At 69.2% G+C, this 17,367-nt stretch carries 18 protein-coding genes; 2 read left to right on the forward strand and 16 right to left on the reverse strand.

Going from position 1 to position 17,367, the window contains the following annotated elements; genetic code table 11:
• Positions 1-18: 18 nt before the first annotated feature.
• Positions 19-1,371: an ATP-dependent DNA helicase gene (locus BN1193_RS14800; RefSeq protein WP_040167625.1), complete on the reverse strand. Its 1,353-nt coding sequence runs from the start codon at positions 1,369-1,371 to the stop codon at positions 19-21.
• A gap of 165 nt (positions 1,372-1,536) precedes the next feature.
• On the opposite strand from BN1193_RS14800, the gene BN1193_RS14805 reads away from it, so the two are divergent.
• A complete protein-coding gene (locus BN1193_RS14805) occupies positions 1,537-2,598 on the forward strand; it encodes a hypothetical protein (protein ID WP_230206520.1) in 1,062 nt (353 codons plus the stop codon).
• Positions 2,599-2,601: 3 nt separating this feature from the next.
• Here BN1193_RS14805 and BN1193_RS14810 read toward each other — a convergent pair whose 3' ends face one another.
• From BN1193_RS14810 to BN1193_RS14820, 3 genes are all read right to left on the reverse strand, one after another.
• Complete coding sequence (locus tag BN1193_RS14810) at positions 2,602-4,575, reverse strand: cytochrome c oxidase assembly protein (RefSeq protein WP_040167629.1); 1,974 nt, start codon at positions 4,573-4,575, stop codon at positions 2,602-2,604.
• 45 nt (positions 4,576-4,620) lie between these two features.
• Positions 4,621-5,058 carry an SRPBCC domain-containing protein gene (locus BN1193_RS14815; RefSeq protein WP_052460837.1) on the reverse strand — a complete coding sequence of 146 codons (438 nt, stop codon included), beginning with the start codon at positions 5,056-5,058 and terminating at the stop codon, positions 4,621-4,623.
• Between the two features lie 96 nt (positions 5,059-5,154).
• A complete protein-coding gene (locus BN1193_RS14820; protein ID WP_040167631.1) occupies positions 5,155-5,442 on the reverse strand; it encodes an HU family DNA-binding protein in 288 nt (95 codons plus the stop codon).
• A 381-nt stretch (positions 5,443-5,823) separates the two neighbouring features.
• Between BN1193_RS14820 and BN1193_RS14825 the strand changes: the two genes are divergently transcribed.
• Positions 5,824-6,699: a hypothetical protein gene (locus BN1193_RS14825; RefSeq protein WP_052460838.1), complete on the forward strand. Its 876-nt coding sequence runs from the start codon at positions 5,824-5,826 to the stop codon at positions 6,697-6,699.
• Positions 6,700-6,921: 222 nt separating this feature from the next.
• On the opposite strand, the gene rpsN is transcribed toward BN1193_RS14825, so the two are convergent.
• From rpsN to BN1193_RS14885, 12 genes are all read right to left on the reverse strand, one after another.
• Positions 6,922-7,227, reverse strand: coding sequence for a 30S ribosomal protein S14 (gene rpsN / locus BN1193_RS14830; RefSeq protein WP_040167633.1), 306 nt, complete (start codon positions 7,225-7,227; stop codon positions 6,922-6,924).
• Between the two features lie 3 nt (positions 7,228-7,230).
• Positions 7,231-7,401: a 50S ribosomal protein L33 gene (gene rpmG, locus BN1193_RS14835; protein WP_029145259.1), complete on the reverse strand. Its 171-nt coding sequence runs from the start codon at positions 7,399-7,401 to the stop codon at positions 7,231-7,233.
• Positions 7,401-7,637 (reverse strand): 50S ribosomal protein L28, encoded by a 237-nt coding sequence (gene rpmB, locus BN1193_RS14840; RefSeq protein ID WP_040167637.1) that lies wholly within the window; start codon positions 7,635-7,637, stop codon positions 7,401-7,403. Before rpmB ends, rpmG begins: the two co-directional genes overlap by 1 nt.
• 223 nt (positions 7,638-7,860) lie before the next feature.
• On the reverse strand, positions 7,861-10,173 hold the full coding sequence (locus BN1193_RS14845) for a bifunctional metallophosphatase/5'-nucleotidase (RefSeq protein WP_052460839.1): 2,313 nt from the start codon (positions 10,171-10,173) through the stop codon (positions 7,861-7,863).
• A gap of 100 nt (positions 10,174-10,273) precedes the next feature.
• On the reverse strand, positions 10,274-10,966 hold the full coding sequence (locus tag BN1193_RS14850; RefSeq protein WP_040168424.1) for a DNA-3-methyladenine glycosylase: 693 nt from the start codon (positions 10,964-10,966) through the stop codon (positions 10,274-10,276).
• A complete protein-coding gene (locus BN1193_RS14855; protein WP_040167638.1) occupies positions 10,963-12,336 on the reverse strand; it encodes a hypothetical protein in 1,374 nt (457 codons plus the stop codon). Before BN1193_RS14855 ends, BN1193_RS14850 begins: the two co-directional genes overlap by 4 nt.
• Positions 12,326-13,207, reverse strand: a complete 882-nt coding sequence (locus BN1193_RS14860) for a TIGR03943 family putative permease subunit (RefSeq protein WP_052460841.1) — start codon at positions 13,205-13,207, stop codon at positions 12,326-12,328. The genes BN1193_RS14855 and BN1193_RS14860 overlap by 11 nt, the downstream gene beginning before the upstream one ends.
• Positions 13,200-14,210, reverse strand: coding sequence for a permease (locus BN1193_RS14865; protein ID WP_040167639.1), 1,011 nt, complete (start codon positions 14,208-14,210; stop codon positions 13,200-13,202). The genes BN1193_RS14860 and BN1193_RS14865 overlap by 8 nt, the downstream gene beginning before the upstream one ends.
• Positions 14,211-14,213: 3 nt before the next feature.
• Positions 14,214-14,606 (reverse strand): Fur family transcriptional regulator, encoded by a 393-nt coding sequence (locus tag BN1193_RS14870; RefSeq protein WP_040167640.1) that lies wholly within the window; start codon positions 14,604-14,606, stop codon positions 14,214-14,216.
• 9 nt (positions 14,607-14,615) lie between these two features.
• A complete protein-coding gene (locus BN1193_RS14875; protein WP_040167642.1) occupies positions 14,616-15,503 on the reverse strand; it encodes a metal ABC transporter permease in 888 nt (295 codons plus the stop codon).
• Positions 15,500-16,303: a metal ABC transporter ATP-binding protein gene (locus tag BN1193_RS14880; protein ID WP_040167643.1), complete on the reverse strand. Its 804-nt coding sequence runs from the start codon at positions 16,301-16,303 to the stop codon at positions 15,500-15,502. The genes BN1193_RS14875 and BN1193_RS14880 overlap by 4 nt, the downstream gene beginning before the upstream one ends.
• Positions 16,300-17,271 carry a metal ABC transporter solute-binding protein, Zn/Mn family gene (locus BN1193_RS14885; RefSeq protein WP_040167644.1) on the reverse strand — a complete coding sequence of 324 codons (972 nt, stop codon included), beginning with the start codon at positions 17,269-17,271 and terminating at the stop codon, positions 16,300-16,302. The genes BN1193_RS14880 and BN1193_RS14885 overlap by 4 nt, the downstream gene beginning before the upstream one ends.
• Between the last annotated feature and the right edge of the window lie 96 nt (positions 17,272-17,367).

Raw genomic sequence — 17,367 nt, forward strand, 5'->3', positions numbered from 1 at the left:
GGGTCACTGCGGTCCGGCTCAGTTGCCGCGGACGGCGCCCTTCATGAATCGCTGCACATCCGGGTCCACGCGGATGTCGCTCGGGCGCAACGGACGGGTCAGGTACAGGCCCTCGAGCGCGGTGAGGCGACTCAGCGCGACGTAGGTCTGGCCGGGGGCGAACGCCCCGGAACCGAGATCGATGATCGCTCGCTCGTAGGTCTTGCCCTGGGATTTGTGGATCGTCACCGCCCAGGCCAGGCGCAGCGGGAACTGCGTGAACTCCGCGACGATGTCCCGCGACAGGCTCTTCGATCCCGGATCGTACGCGTAGCGATAGCGTTCCCAGACCGCCGGCTCCACCTCGAACTCCTCACCATCGACGTCCACCCGGACGGTGCCGCCGGAGATGCGCGTCACCGTCCCGATCGTGCCGTTGACGTAGCGCGGCGGTTCCCCGTAGGACTGCTGGTCGTTGCGCAGGAACATGACCTGGGCACCGACCTTCAGCTTCAGCTCGGCCTCCGCCGGGTAGTTCGCGTCGCCCCGGCCGAAGTCCCCGTTGATCTCGGCGACGGCCTTCTGCTCCTTGCCCTTCAGCGCGGCGAGGTGGCGGGCGTTGATGCGATTGACGATGTCGTTGCGGGTGGCCAGGGTGATGATCGGCTCGTCCGCGTCCTCCGGGGGCGTGCGCGCCCCGGCGCCGTTGAGCACCCCGGCGATCTCCGCCGTCACGCGCCCGTACCGCACCGCGTTCAGCATCGCCTTGAAGCCGTCGTCGGCCTGCCGGTGGATGTTCACGAGTTCCCGGATGTGCAGGTCCGCTCCGTGGCGGCCGAGGTCGAGCACGCCGTCCGAGCCGGGTGCGTCCCCGGCCCACACGTGCGCATCGAAGAACCAGAACGACCGGTAGTGGTCGTTCACGTACCTCATCTCATCGCCACGCGGCGGGACGGGGGCGAGCTGGTAGGGGTCACCGAACATCACGACCTGAACCCCGCCGAACGGTTCGCCACGGCGCCCGCGGGCCTGCCGGAGCGATCGGTCGATTCCGTCCATGAGATCGGCGTTCACCATCGAGATCTCGTCGATGACGAGGGTGTCGATCGCGTTGAGGATCTTGCGCGTGGCATCGGACTGATCGATCTGTCCGTCCGCGATCAGTCCGATCGGCAGGCGGAACAGCGAGTGAATGGTCTGACCCTCGACGTTCAGCGCCGCGACGCCCGTCGGTGCGCACACCGCGATCTGCTTGCTCGTGTGCCACGCCAGGTACTGCAGCAGCGTGGATTTGCCGGTACCGGCGCGTCCGGTGACGAAGACGTGCTCCCGGGTGTCCTCGATGAGCCGGAACAGGGCTTCCTGCTCCGCGGACAGCGGGGGCGTGTTCACCGGACTCCTTGCACGTGGACGAACTCCCATCGTAGACACGCCGAAGCGCTCACCGTGCGGGCGTCCCCGGGTTCCGAACGGTGACCGTCCGGCGAAGCGCCCGAAGGTCGCTTCAGATGACCCCGTTCGGTGCTCTCCCGGGCCGGGTTTCCTAGACTGTGGCACGTGGCGGAAACGGTGACGACGGACACGGGGACCTCCCGACGCCCGCTTGCCGTGCGCCTGGGAGTGCTGGCGCTGGCCGCCGTCCTGGTGGCCGCGATGTTCGCGGCCGGCTACTTCTTCGCCTATCGGTCGTTGTACAGCCCGTCCGCGTTCGTGACGAAGTACCTCAATCTCCTCGCCGCCGGCCACGCCACCGATGCGCTCGCCATGCCCGGTGTCGGCGTGGACGCCGCCGCGCTCGAGGGCGCCGGTATCGACGCCTACTCGTCGGAGGCCCTGCTGCGCTCCGCCGCGCTCAGCAGCCTCACCGACATCCACGTCGATTCCGAAGAGGCGCACGGTGAGGTCGTGGCCGTCACCGTGAGCTACCGCGCCGGCGGACACCCGAAGACCTCGACGTTCCAGGTCATCCGGAGCGGCTGGACCGGACTGGTACCCGGGTGGCGCTTCGAGCAGACGCCCTTGACGTCGATCGAGCTGACGGTGCTCGGGGCCACCGAGTTCACGGTGAACGGTTTCACTGTGGACAAGCGGCAGATCGCCGGGGCGAACGTCGATCCGGTCGCGCCGCTGTCGTTGCTGGTGTTCACTCCCGGCCTGTACTCGGTGTCCGTCGATACCAAGATCTCCGCGTCGGCGGGAACAGCGGTCCTCGCCGACGTTCCTCTGCACCCCGTGCCCGTCACCGTGCAGACTGAGCCCACCGCGGACTTCCTCGCGGTGGTCCAGGAGAAGGTCAACGGCTTCCTGTCGGAGTGCGCGAAGCAGGAGGTGCTGCAACCCACCGGCTGCCCGTTCGGGCTCGTGGTGCAGAACCTCATCGTCGATCCGCCGACGTGGTCGATCGCCGAGATGCCGAAGGTGACCATCGAGCCCAGTGGCGGCGACTGGATCCTGCCGCCCACGCAGGGCACCGCGCATGTGAAGGTCGAGGTGCGGTCCTACTTCGACGGATCGGTCCGGTCGCGGGATGAGGATGTGCCGTTCACGATCCGCGCGAGCATCTCCGTCCTCCCCGACGGCCGCGTCTCGATCGCCGTCGGCGGCATCGACACGCGCTGAGCGTCAGCCGCGGACGCGCTCGTCCCGCTCCGCCAGGGCGGCGAGCTTCGCGTTGTACTCGGCCAGCTCCGTGTCCCCGGTGCGATCGGCGTGCCGGTCGCGGCTGCGCTGTGCGCGCTCGTCACTGCGACTCCATTGGATCGCGAGCGTGATCGCCACGATGAGGTTCGGGATCTCCCCGATCGACCAGGCGATGCCTCCCCCGATGTACTGGTCCTCCATTGGGGTCGGACCCCACGGCCGGGCCATCGCCCCGAACCACTCCGGGAGCATGAGCCCGGTCTGCATCATCAGCGCGACGCCGAAGAACGCGTGGATCGCCGCCGCCGCGATGAGGGTGATCAGGCGGCCCGGATACGGCATGCGCTTGGGTACCGGATCGATGCCGACCAGCGACAGCATGAACAGGTAGCCGGTGATGAGGAAGTGGATGATCATCCACTCATGACCCAGGTGGTCGTACACGGACCAGCGGAACAGGTCCGTGAAGTAGAAGATCCACAGCGACGCGACGTACACCACGGCCGCCACGACCGGGTGGGTGACCACCCGCGAATACGGTGAGTGCACCGCCCACAGGATCCACTCGCGGCCGCCGCGGGTGCCGTCCGTGCGCTTGCGGATCGCCCGCAGCGCGAGGGTCACCGGCGCTCCCGAGACCAGACACAGCGGGACAGCCATCGTCAGCAGCATGTGACCGAGCATGTGGATGCTGAACAGATAGTCACCGTACGCGGCCATCGGCCCGCAGGTCACCCACAGCAGCAGAGCCAGACCGGCCAGCCAGAACACGGTGCGGTGCACCGGCCAGCGGTCGCCCCGAGCGCTCAGACGTCGCAGCCCGACGATGTAGAAGACCGCACCGAACCCGACCGCGACCAGCCACAGGAGGTCCGGGTTCCACTGCGTGAACCACCGATCCAGCGTGAGCTCGGGCGGCAGCGGAGAACCCGTGAGCCGCTGGGCGGGGGTGGTCGGGGCGACGGCGGTCAGCCCGGTCGGCGGCGCCGTGCGGGCCAACGCCGCCGCGACGCCGGATGCCGCCCCCATGAGGACCAGTTCCAGGGTGACGAGCCGCCAGAACGGCCGTCCGCGCTTCTCGTCAGCCACCCGTGCGATCAGGCGACGCCGGTAGAGCGCTCCGGCGATGCCCATCAGGACGAGCAGGACGGATTTGATCACCACGAGCACGCCGTACGGGGAAGCCAGGCCCGCCCACGTGCCGATCCCGATCACGGCGCGGGCGAGTCCGGACAGGGCGACGACGACGAAGGAGGCCAGCGCCAGCGTCGAGTAGCGAGTGAGGACGTCGACGATCCGCCCGCGGAGCACCGGACGGACGAGCACGACCAGCAGCAGTCCCCCCACCCACACCGAAGCGCCGAGGACGTGCAGGAAGAGCGCGGAGACGGCGATGTTGTGATTGGCGAGGTCACCGGCGTGACCCTGCGTCACCATCGGGACGATCGCCGCGATCGCGACGAGGGCGGTCAGGGCCGTGCCCAGCCAGCCACGCACCGCGAAGGCGAGCACCGTGATGACGGCACCGGCGATGGTCGTCACCAACCAGGCCTGCCCGAGTTCCCGTTCGACCAGGAAGGAGCCCAGCTGCGCGCCGAACCCGGCGTCGAGCCCGATCTGCGGGTCCGTCACCTGCACGAAGGTCAGGAAGCCCGTCGCACCGGCCGCGACGGTGAACACGGCCGCCGCTGCTGAGGCCAGGTCCAGGGCGATCTCGAACGCGCGCTGTCCGGGCTTCAGCGCGAACAGGGCGAGCACGAGCGACCCGATCATGCCGGCGGCAGCGAGGTTGACCAGCATCTTGACGACCGGAAGCCCCCAGCGCACGACGGGTCCGGCATCGAGAAGGATCTGCGGTGCCGCCCCGCCGCCGTACGCCAACCCGGCGAACACCGACGCGAGCGCGGCGAGCACGAGAAGCACGGGTCCGAAGACCCGCAGGGCACGGGGGTTCACCCCTCCAGCCTAGGCTCTCCGCGCGTCCTCGCCCCGGGCGGACGTTCAGGTGCGCACGGTCGGTCCGGTCGACCTCAGCGAACGGGCCAGTTCAGCCAGCGCGAGTCCCCAGGCCGGTTCGTCCCCATCGTGCGCCGGACGCCGGTCCGGATCGGGCATCGCCGCGAAGCCGGACTCGCGAACGCGGACGGTCACGGTGCCCGAGTCGATCGGTGCGAGTCCCACCTCGACCGTCCTCGCCGGGAGGTCCGCACCCGCCGGGTGCCACTCGAACACGATGCGTCGCGGCTCCTCCCGGGTCAGGACGCTCACCCGGCGCTCACCGCCGACCGCGTCCGTGATGATCCACTCGTCGCCGTCCACTCGGATGCCCGTGCCGGATGAGGATCGGGTGTCGATCCACCAATCCGGGCGCGAGACCACGGCCCAGGCGTCGGCGAGGGTCGCCCGCACGTCCACCTGCGCTTCGATGCTGTCGTTCATGGCCCCTACCGTGACGGCTGCGGGCGGCTCCGTCAAGGTTTCGCCGAGAACGCCGAAGGGGCGGACGTCCACAGACGCCCGCCCCTTCGTAACGGCTTACTTGACGGCAGCCTTGAGCTTGGAGCCCGCGGTCACCTTGACGCGCTTGCCGGCCGGGATCTTGATCTCGGCGCCGGTCTGCGGGTTGCGGCCCGTGCGGGCGGCGGTGTCGACCTGCTCGAAGGCGATCCAACCGGGGATCGAGACCTTCGCACCCTTGGCGACGGCGTCGGAAACGGTGGAGAAGAGAGCGTCGAGCACACCCGACACGGCAGCCTGGCTCTGACCGGTGGCGCTGGCGATGCTCGCGACGAGCTCGGTCTTGGTGATGGACTTGTCAGCCATGTGTGTTGTCCTCCAGCGACGGCGAGCGCCGCATCAAAGTTGTTCACTCCGAGAGCGTCTGCTCCCGGCTGGTCGTTCGACCGGGACCGACAGTACCAACTTCCCCCGGAAAATCGCGGAATTCCGGGGCATTCCGGGCGAATTTTCCGCGTGTCGCGAAACTCTCGGGGCTGGTGAGGCGAATGTTGCCGGGAAAACGCGCCCATGCCCGCGTTTTGCCGTGATTTCCGCACCGTTTCGGGCATCATGACCCGGCCGTCAGCAACGGTGCGGGCCGGACGGTGGGTTCCTCCCGTCGCGCAGGGCTGACATCGGGCAAGATTGCCTGTGCGCCGATGTTCGGCGTCCGTGTTTTCCCGAACATGACCCCTGGAGGAACCCGTGGCCGAACAGCGCCCGAACAAGAAGGTCGTGAAGGTCGAGTCGCACGCGGCCCCGACGCGATCCGGCGACGCCGACACCGACGGACCGGTGTGGACGCCGTCCCCGGAGGCCAAAGCCAAGGCCACCCGCAATCGCATCATCGCGATCGTGCTGTGGGCGCTCGCCATCGCCGGCGAGGCGTTCGCCATCTTCTGGGTGCTTCGCCAGGACCCGGTGATCATGTGGCTGCTGATCGTGATGATCGTCGTGATCGGCCTGCTCGCGGTCGGCGGTTCCCTGCTGTGGAAGGCGGCCAACCGCCTGGACCCCGCCTCCCGCAAGGACACCGTCCGCTTCTTCGTGCAGAACCAGCTCGGCGCGATCATCTCGATCGTGGCCTTCCTGCCGCTGATCGTCCTGATCTTCACGAACAAGAACATGACCCAGGGGCAGAAGGCCCTGGCCGGCATCATCGGCATCGTCATCGCCGCCGGCGCGACCGCCGCCAGTGCCCAGTGGGGCGAGGCGCCGTCGCAGGAGCAGTACGCGAACGAGTCCAGCCTGGTGCAGGACATCACCGGTAAGGACGAGGTCTACTGGACCAAGGCCGGAACGGTGTTCCACCTGTGCCAGGAGGCCTCCGCCGTGAACAAGGAGTCCAAGGACAACCAGATCCTCACCGGGACCGTCCAGGCCGCGCACGAGGCCGGCAAGCCGCGCCTGACGCTGCAGCTGCCGCAGGAGCTGCGCGAATGCGGCTACGACGACTACGTGCTCCCGGACAACTGGAAGGACGTCGTCGAGGGCAAGGCGCCGTTCCAGGGCGCCGGTAACTCCGACACTGACACCACGGACGCTCCGGTCGAGGAGCCGACCCCCGCGTCCACGAACTGACGCACGCAACGACGGCGGCCACTCCCTCGGGGGTGGCCGCCGTCGCTCTCACTCCGGACACTTCTGCGCATGCATTCCTGCGGCGTTCGGGAGCGAGCGCGGGGTCGCTCCCACCCGCGACAGTTCCGTGCGCAGGGAAGTGTCACGGGTGGGAGCGTCCGACGGCGAGAATGACGAAGGGCGAGTCCGGAATGGACTCGCCCTTCGACGTAGCTGTGGTGCTTACCAGCTCGACTTGGTCACGCCGGGCAGCTCGCCACGGTGCGCCATGTCGCGGAAGCGGACACGCGAGATGCCGAACTTGGAGAGGTGGCCGCGCGGGCGACCGTCGATGACGTCGCGGTTGCGCACGCGCACCGGCGACGCGTTGCGGGGCAGCTTCTGCAGAGCCACGCGGGCCTCTTCGCGCTGCTCGTCGGTCGAGTCCGGGGACACGAGCTGCTTCTTCAGCGTGGCGCGCTTCTCGGCATTGCGCGCGACGATGACCTTGCGCTGCTCGTTGCGCGCGATCTTGCTCTTCTTAGCCATTGATCAACGCTCCTCTCGGAATTCGACGTGCTTGCGGACCACCGGGTCGTACTTCTTCAGCACGATGCGGTCGGGGTTGTTGCGGCGGTTCTTGCGCGTGACGTAGGTGTAACCCGTGCCGGCGGTCGAACGTAGCTTGATGATCGGACGGACGTCCTGAGCCTTCTTGGCCATTAGAGCTTCACACCCTTCGCCTGGAGGTCCTTCACGACGGACTCGATGCCGCGGGCGTCGATCACCTTGATGCCCTTGGCGGACACGTTGAGCGTGATCTTACGACCGAGCGACGGGACGAAGTACGTCTTCTTCTGCACGTTCGGGTCGAAGCGGCGCTTCGTCCGGCGGTGCGAGTGGCTGATGTTGTGACCGAAGCCGGGAACAGCACCGGTCACCTGGCACACTGCTGCCATGGTGTCTCCTTCTGTACCGTGAGGCCGGACGGCCTCACCCAAGATCCCTTGTCTGCACCCACCCGAACGACCGCGCGGGAAGCGCGGAGGTGAAGGAGGGAGCGAACTGCGTGCTGGAGTGCGCGCAGACAAAGAGAGACTCTATCACAGTCGGGCGTGTCGACCGGACGAGAACGGGCCCGGCCCCCGGAGGGGTCGGGCCCGTTCTGCGTCAGTCAGTCACTCAGTTGCGGCGACGCGTCCGAGCGATGGCCAGTGCCGCACCTCCGATGACGATGACACCGACGGCGACCAGACCCACGATCAGCGCCGTGGAACCGTCCTGACCCGTCGTCGGCAGCGAGCCGCTCTTGGTCGGGCTCGGCGCCGGCGTTGCGGTCGTGGTGGGCACCGGGGTCGGCTCAGCCGTCGCGGTGGGCGTCGGCGTCGGCGTCGCGGTGGGCGTCGGCGTCGGCGTCGGCGTCACCGCCGCGCAGCCGGCGAACGTCACCGGGATCTGCACGGTCGAACCGGACGGCTGAGCGGCGATGATCACCGTGCCCGCTCCTGCGCCGGTGCCCTCCGGAATCGTGAGCGTCACCGCCGCGGTGTTCGGGGCGTCGGCGGACACGTCCGCAGATCCGAGCGCGACCGCTTCCGTCGCGCCCGGCAGGACCGCGCTGACCTCGACCGAGGAGTTCTGCACGTAGCCGAGCGAGGCCAGGTCGAAACCGGACACCGTGGTCTGCGCCGAGCACTCCAGCACCGACTCGGCGCTGAGGCCGCTGACGTCGAAGCCGTTGCGGCGGTTGTCCGGAACCAGCACCCCGTTGACGGCGGCGCGGGTGTCGGCGGACGCGCTGTCCGCGACCGAACGGATCCACGCCGGGAAGGCGTCGGTGTCGATCAGGCCGGTGCCCACGAGCGCGGACGCCTTCATCATGCCGCGGAAGTTGTCGCCACCGGTGGCGAGGAACGACGATGCGGCGATGTTGTAGTTCGCCGCCGGGTCGATCGCCGCGCCGCGCAGGGTCATCGAGGTGACGCGGTCACCCTCCGGCCGGGTCGAGTCGACGGAGTAGGTGAAGTCGTCCGACACACCCAGCTGCAGGTACGCCCGGGACGGCACCGCACCGGCGGAGTCCCGCTGCCACTGCTGCTCGAGGACCTCCTTGAGCACGGCACCGGTGATCGTTACGACGTCGAGGTCATTGGCGAACGGCACCACGTTCGCGGCGTCCTTGTAGGTCAGGATCCCGTCATCGTCGATGAGGTCCGAGCGCACACCGCCCGGGTTCATCAGGCCGATGTCGGCCTGCACCTGACCGCGTGCGTTGATGATCTCCACCATGGACTGCGCGACCATGTCGCTCAGCGAGCTGGCGTTGGCGCGGTCGTCCTCGACGGTGACGACGCCACCCGAGGTGACGCCGGTGGTCGGGTCGGCGGTGATGGTGCCGTCCTCGTACTGCTTCGCACGGGTGATCGAGCCGTCGATGGCGCCGACCTTCTCATTGCCGACCACATCGGCCTTCGCCTTCGCGTCCGCGACGATCTTCGCGACCTCCTGGACGCGCGCGTCATCCTTCATCTCGGCCGGGATGGTGTCATCCGTGAAGCTCGGGATGATGGAGGTCTGCGCGGCGGTGACGGCACCGTCAGCGTCGACGGTCAGGACGACCTGGCCGACGTTGGCGGCGTAGGAGCCGGTCTGCAGCACGGGCCGCGTGGACGAACCGTTCGGAGCGTCGTACGCGTAGACCTGGTGCGTGTGCGCGGTGTAGATCGCCGCCACGGAGGGGGCGGTGTCCTGCACGATGTGCTTGAACACCGCGCTCTGCTCGTTCTGCTCCAGCGGAACATTGCTGCTCGGGGCGCCCTCGTGGTACGACGCGATGAGCACGTCGGCCTCGCCGTTGGAGGGGTCACCGTCGGTCAGCTGGGCGGCGACGCGGTTGACGGCCTCCACCGGGTCGGAGAACGTCCAGCCCTGGAGCGCACCCGCCGAGCTCAGCGACGGCGTCTCCTGGGTGACCGCACCGATCACGGCGACCTGGAGCCCGGCGACGGTGAACAGCGCGTACTCGTCGAACGGATCAGTCCCGTCCGGTGCCGTCACGTTCGCGGCCAGGTCCGGGCCGTTCGTCTCGCTCTGGATGCGGCCGGTGGCGTCGTCCGGGCCCTTGTCGAACTCGTGGTTGCCGACCGTGAAGGACTGCACGCCGAACGCGTTGAGGGCGGCGATGGTCGGCTCGTCCTTCAGGATCGAGGACTCGAACACCGAGGCTCCGACGGCGTCGCCGTTGGAGAGGATGAGGCTGTTGGCGGCACCGAAGGGCGCCTGACCGGTCAGGACGGTCGCGGCGAACGCCTCGGCGTTGAGGATGCGACCGTGGAAGTCATTGAAGCCGAGCAGGTTGATCTGCGTGGCTCCGGCGGTGGGCTGGATGAACTCCGGCGTATCGATGTCGGCGGATGCCGACACGGGGATGGCGACGGCGAGCGCGACGGCGGCCGTGACGGCCAGCGCGGACGCGCGAAGGACGGACTTCTGCATGTGTTTGCTCCCGGAGGAAGAGAGGCATGGACCCTGCCACTCTGTCAGAGCGGTCGCGCGTCCGAAAGGGGCGATGCACATCGCCGTGCGAATCGCCGCGTCAGGCGGCGCCGCGTCCGGGGCGGAACGCGCTGACGGTGGGCTCACCGTCCAACCAGAAGCGCCAGGGGAACGCCGCGGTGCCCGCGTGCCCGGCGACGCCCACCCGCGGGCCGGAGCGCACCCGCCCGGCTGGTTCATCCGGCAGCTCGAGCACGGCGGATGCGCCGGAGGTGCCCACAAGCCCGGTCACGGCGTCCAGACCGTCATCGCCGGGGTGGCGCAGCCCACTGGCCTGGCCCAGCCGTCCGGGGCCGCGGGCCAGGTCCCGATCGGAGATCGTCGGGGCGCAGGCGGCCGCACCGACTCGTCCGCCCCGACGGACCTGCCGCCGTTCCCGCGCGATCTCCGTTCCGCGCTCGACCGATGCCGCACGCAGCAGGATTCCGCCGGCGACGCCCTCCGGCGCGCAGACCACGTTGACGCACGAGTGGATGCCGTGGCTGAGGTAGACGTACAGATGGCCCGGTTCGCCCCACATCGTGGCATTGCGTGCGGTCGGCCCCATCCGCGCGTGCGATCCCGGGTCGGCGACCGGGCCGGTGCCGCGGCCGTGGTAGGCCTCCACCTCGGTCAGCCGGAGAGCGACCTCGGCACCGTCCACCGTGGTGGTGAGCACCCCGCCGAGCAGCCGCGGGGCGACATCGACCGGGAGTCCGGCGAGATCGTCGCGCGTTGCCCGGTGCAGCGTCATCGCGGACTCTGCGCGCACCAGGACAGGTCGAATCCGCTCAGCAGGCGCACATCCCTGCCGTCGGTGGCGTCGATGATCCGGGTGGTGATCCGGCTCGGGATCGGCAGCTCGTAGCGGTCGTAGCTGCTGCCGGCCAGATCCGGCGCGATGGTGAGCGCCAAGTACGCGCCGCTCGGCGACGGACAGACACTCATGATCGGGTCCTTCGCGGTCAGCTCGAGCAGCTTGACCGGGCCGGACGGACCGCTGCGGTACAGGAACTGTTCCGTGGGGATGCCGATCTTGTCGCGCACGCTGACCTGCCACACGCGCTGGCCGGACCCGAGCGCGAACTCCTGATCGAGGTGCCCGTCCAGCGTCGGCAGCTTCGCCGGCACCTCTTTGGCCGTGCGCAGGTCGATCTCGGTGGGGCCCTCGGTCCGGGTGATCAGGGCCCGGTAGGTTCCGCGATCCACGTCGTCGATGTACAGCGCACTGCCGAGGTTCGTCGGTTCCGCCGCCCCGGTGGTGTCGAACAGGGACAGCGTGCCGGTGAAATCGATCATCAGCACCGAGGTGGTGTCCGGGACGAATCGCCACTGGTCCACCCCGGGAGCGGTGCCGTCGATCTCGACGATCCGCGGTTCGGCGTGCGGGTCCCGCAGAGCCATCGTCACCAGCACGCTCGCCCGGCCGGAGTCGGCGCTGATGTTCGCGTCGGTGAACTGATAGCCGGCGGCGTCGCCGCGGTCAGAGACCTGCAGGCCCCGAATCGTGCCGCGGCCGGGCATCGGGAGGATGCGAGCGTGCTGTCCGTCCAGGTCCGTGAGGATCAGCTGGCTGGTCCCGCCGACCACGGTGGAGATCAGCAGACCGTCGGAGGTGCGCCGGAATTCCTCGATGTGCGGATCGCGGAAGACGATCTCCTCCTGATGATCGTCCAGACGGGTGCGGACGATCGCATCGCTGCCGCTCTCCCCACCGCGGCGGAGAAGGTAGAGGTCTGCCACCGGAGTCCGCACCGTCGTGGACAGGGTGCCGGTCGGCCCACCGCTCAGGCCCCGGGCGTTCGCGATCGTGACCGTGTATTCGACGCCGTCGGTGAGCGGCTGGGTGAAGCGCACACCCACGGTGCGACCGGAGGTGTCCACGGTGAAATCCGCGGCCGGCGTGACCGTCACCTGCGCGGGGTCGATCTTCTGCAGCGGCTGGTTGGCGGTGAAGACGACCCGGGTGCCGGACGCCACGATCGCCTGATCCGGATCGGACTGCACCGACATCAGCCGCGGCCCCTGCCCGAGCGAGAGCACGGCACCCCCGCCGACGAGGACCACGAGCACGGCGAGCACGATGGACATCAGGGCGCGAAAGGAGACCCGCTCAGAACTCATACGGATCCCCGGGCTCGTCGATCGGGGCGATGTCGGTCGGCGTGATCACCAGGGCGCCGTCCGCACCGCTGCCGACGGTGCCGGTGACCTTGACCCACTGGCCGGAGGCGAATTCGCCCCGCCACTGCCCCGCGGTGACCGGCAGCGCGGCCGGCTGCGCGTCGATCACGCAGTGCCGGATGACCAGTCGGGTGAGTCGAATGGTGCCGCCACGGGCGTCGGCGCCGACGAAGCCGACCAGGCTCACCGGTGTGCCGACGAACTGGTCGGGGTCGGCCGCGGTGGCGAACACCTGGGACCAGTCGCCGATGCCGAACGACGCCAGGTCGCCGGTCGACGCGAGTGCCACGACGTCGTTCCCGCCGAACAGTGGCGGTGTGCCGAGGTCGCGTTCCATCGCGAGCTCCGCGGACAGGGACGCCGGCGGCAGCAGCACCATGGCCCCGGCGATGACCGTCGCGATCACGCCACCGGTGACGGCGGCGAGCGCCGTGGCGGCACGCGGTCGGTGTTGCTCGTGCGGTTCCGGAACGGCCTCGGACGCGAGTCGGTCACGCAGCGCACGCGCCTGCGCTCGAGTCAGCGGAGCGTCCGTCTCCGCGGCCTCGGACGGCACAACCGGAGCGGGGACATGAGTGTGCGCGTGCCCGTGGTCATGCCCGTGCTCGGCTTCCGCTCCCGCGGGCAGGAACGCCGCCGCGACGGCGATGACCACCCCGAGCACGGCCATGCCGACGGCCCAGACCGAGCTGCTGGGACTGATGTACAGCTGCAGGTTGCCCGTGACGGCCAGGACGATCGTGACGGCGCACACGGCGACGGCGAGCCCCAGTCCGAGCCAGCGAGCACCGATCGAGCGCAGATCAGACAAGGAGATTCACCCCGATTCCGAACAGGAACGCGATGCCCAGGACGAGGGCCGTGATCAGCGCGAGCGTGCGGACGGTGAAGGTGGTGCGCATCAGCGCGAGCATCTTCACGTCCACGAGCGGGCCGACCAGGAGGAACACGACGATCGAACCGGGCGTGAAGGCGGAGGCGAGGGAGAGCGCGAAGAACGCGTCCACGTTCGAGCACAGCGCGACCACGATCGCGAGGGCCGCCATCGCCACCAGCGACAGGGCGGGATTCGCACCGACGGCCACGAGGACATCGCGGGGAACGACCACCTGGACGGCGCCGGCGAGGGCGGATCCGATGATGAGGGCCGGCATCACGGCACGCAGCTCGATGATGGCCTGGACGAGGCTGCGGCGCGTGCGCGAGCCGGTCGCGCACTCCTCGGTCTCGGTCTCGATCCGGAATCGCTCGGTCAGCAGGCGCTGCGGGTCCGGGTGGCGCGAGAACAGCCAACCGATGAGATTGGCGATGACCAGACCGCCGATCAGGCGCGCGATGAGGATGCCGCTGTCCCACCCGAACGCGGCGTGCGTGGTGACGATGACGATCGGGTTCACGATCGGAGCGGCCAGGAGGAAGGTCAGCGTGTCCGCCGGGCTCACGCCACGGCGCAGCAGACCGCGGGCGAAGGGCACGTTGCCGCACTCGCACACCGGGATCAGGATGCCGAGGCAGGACAGCGCGAGCCGGCGCGGCCACGCGCGCTTGGGGAGCACCCGTCCGATCAGGTCCGGTGGCAGCCAGACCTGGACCACGATCGCGAGGATGACGCCGATCATGACGAACGGCATGGACTCGATCAGCACACTGATGGCGAGAGTGAGGCCGTCCTGCACCCGCGTCGGCAGCGACACGTCGAACACCAACGGCACCACGAAGGCGCCGACGATCACGGCGAGCAACAGCGCGACACCGACGATTCGGACCGTCGGGTTCGGCGCGCGGCGGGCGGGGGCGTCCGTCGTGGTGGTCATGGATCAGATGGCCGCCGCGCAGTCCGCGCAGAGTCCGAAGATGTCGACGATGTGCTGGGCGTCCTGGAACCCGTGGGCCGCAGCGGTCCGCTTGGCCCACTCCTCGACCGGGGACGCCTCGATCTCCACCGTGAGACCGCAGCGCCGACAGATCAGGTGGTGGTGGTGCTCGCTGGTGGCGCAGGCGCGGTAGAGCGCTTCGCCGTCGGGGCTCTGCAGCGAGTCGGCCTCACCGCTGTCGGCGAGGCCCGACAGCGCCCGGTACACGGTGGCGAGGCCGATGCCGGTGTTCTCGTCCCGCAGGGTGGCGTGCAGGGTCTGGGCGCTCACGAAACCGCGGGCGTCCGCGAGCGCTTCGCGCACGCGCTCCCGCTGCCACGTGTTGCGCTGAGCCATGTCCGGAGTCTACCCGGCGAGCACCGGGGGATCCTGGGCGCGCACCCGCCGCACCCGGCCCCGACGGCCTCCGACGACCCGGCAGACGAGGTAGATCAGGAATGAGATCGTGGTGATGTACGGGCTGACCGGCAGCGTGCCGGCGACCGCGAGCAGGATGCCCCCGACGGCGCTCACCACCCCGAAGGTTGCGGCCAGCACGGGAACCGCGATCGGCCCGGTCGCGATGCGCATCGCCGCCGCGGCCGGAGTCACCACCAGGGCCATCACGAGCAGCGCCCCGATGATGTGCACGCTCACCGCGACGATGAGGCCGAGCAGCAGCATGAACACGAGCGAGACGAAAGTGGTCGGGACACCACGGGCGGCCGCGGACTGCGGGTCGAGCGAGTCGAACCGCAGCGGACGCCAGATCAGGAGCAGACCGATCAGCACCACCGCGGCGATGACGATCAACCAGGTGAGCTGCTTGCTCTCCACGGACACGATCTGTCCGGTCAGCAGGCTGAAGCGGTTGGCGCTGCGACCGCTGTAGAGGGACAGGAAGAGGATGCCGAGACCCAGCCCGAACGGCATCAGCACGCCGATGATCGAGTTGCGGTCGCGGGCTCGCGCGCCGAGCAGGCCGATGATGGCGGCCGCGATCACGGAACCGACGATGGAACCGGTCACCACGTCCGCGCCGATCAGCAGCGCGGCCGCGGCGCCGGCGAAGGACAGCTCGCTGATGCCGTGCACGGCGAAGGCCATGTCCCGCTGCATCACGAAGATGCCGATCAGTCCGCCGACGAGGCCGAGGATCGCCCCCGCCCACAACGAGTTGGACACCAGGGCGAGGATGTCGCCGTAGTACGGCAGGCCGCCCCACAGCGCGTCACCGATGTCGTTCCAGCTCATTCGTGCTCTCCGTGGTGGTGGTGCTCGTCGTCCGCGTCCGGCGCACCGACGACCACCAGGCGTCCGCCGGCGCGGAGCACCGACACGGGTGTGGAGTACAGCCGCGTCAGCGTCTCGCTGGTGAGGACGTCCTCGGGGCGGCCGAGCAGGAAGCGCCCGTGCGCGAGGTAGAGGATGCGATCGACCGAATCGAGCACCGGATTGATGTCGTGCGTCACCAGCAGCACCCCGGCCCCGGTGCGACGGCGGTAGTCCCCGACCAGGGACACGACGGCCTGCTGGTTCGCGAGGTCGAGGCTGGTCAGCGGCTCATCGCACAGCAGCAGACCCGGGTCGTCAGCGAGAGCCTGCGCCGCCCGCAACCGCTGCTGCTCACCACCGGAGAGCAGGCCGACGGGACGGTCCGCGAACGCCTGCGCTCCGACCGCCGCGACGAGCTCATCGACGCGGCGAGCGTCCGCACGACGCGGGATCGGGAGACCGAACCGGTGGCCCGTCACGCCGAGGCCGACCAGGTCGCGGCCACGCAGGGAGGTGTCCACGGGGAGCGGGCGCTGCTGGGGGATATAACCGATCCGACGATTCCCGGCGCGGTGCACGCGTTCGCCGAGCACGTCGATCGTGCCGCTGGAGAGACGTTCCAGTCCGAGGATCGCCCGGATCAGGCTCGTCTTACCGGAACCGCTGGGGCCGAGGACGGCGACGAGTTCGCCGGGAGCGACGGTGAGGTCCAGGCCTGCCCACAGGTCTCGATCGTCGCGCCGCATCGCGGCACCGCGGATCTCGAGGGGGTCGTTCATGCTCCGATCACGGCGGCGATCTTATCCAGGTTTTCGTTCATCCACTCAGCGTAGGTCGAGCCGTCCGGCTGCAGCTCCGAGAACTCGAGCACCGGGATGCCCTCCTTCTTCGCCTCGGCCGCGACCGCGGTGGTCTCCGCCCCGCCGGTCTGCGAATTCACGATCACCGCTCGCACCTGCCCCGAGCTCAGCAGGCCCTGGGCCGCGAGCATCGTGGCCGGCGGCACGTCCTGTCCCTCCTCGACGGCTTCGCTGAACTCCGCCGGGGTCACGTTCACGAGACCCACGAGGTCGGTCAGTCGCAACGGCAGCGGCTCGGTGACGAAGATCTTCGCGCCGGCGGCGGCGGTCTTCAGCTCCGCGGCGCGGTCCTCGATCTTGGTGACCTCCGCACCGAACGCGGCCGCCTTCGCGGTGAACTCGCTCGCCTGGTCGGGCAGCAGCTCGCCGAGTTCGTCGGCGACCTCCTCGGCGACGTGACGCATGACCTCGGGCGAGTACCAGACGTGCTCGTTGAATCCCTCGATGTGATCGTGGCCCTCGTGCGCGCCGGACTCATCGTGATCGTGCTCGTCCGCGTCCTCATGGTCATGGTCGTCGCCCGGAGCGTCGTCCGCTTCATCAGCGGCCGTGATCACCTTGGCACCGTCCGGCACCATGCCGTCGATGAAGGCGTCGTAACCGCCACCGTTGCGCACGACCAACTGCGCCTTGCTGACTTCGAGCCGGTCCTTCGCGGTGGCCTCGTATTCATGCGGGTCCTGGGCGGCACTGCTGATCAGGGAGATCACGGTGACCTTGTCCCCGGCGATCTCGTGCACCAGGTCGCCGTAGACGTTGGTGGACGCGACGACGGTGACACCATCGGAGCCGGCGCCTCCATCGGCGGAGGCACCCGCGGTGGAGCACCCGGCCAGGGCGAGGACGGCGACGGCGGGCAGGGACAGCAGGGCGATACGAGACTTCACACGATGAGCTTACTGCTATTGATAATCGTTCTCAACTCGACCGGTTCGCGACCGCCGGAACGTGCGGATTTGGAAATACTTTCAGGTACAACTATG

Source organism: Microbacterium gorillae (genome assembly GCF_000826185.2).
Classification (GTDB): domain Bacteria; phylum Actinomycetota; class Actinomycetes; order Actinomycetales; family Microbacteriaceae; genus Microbacterium; species Microbacterium gorillae.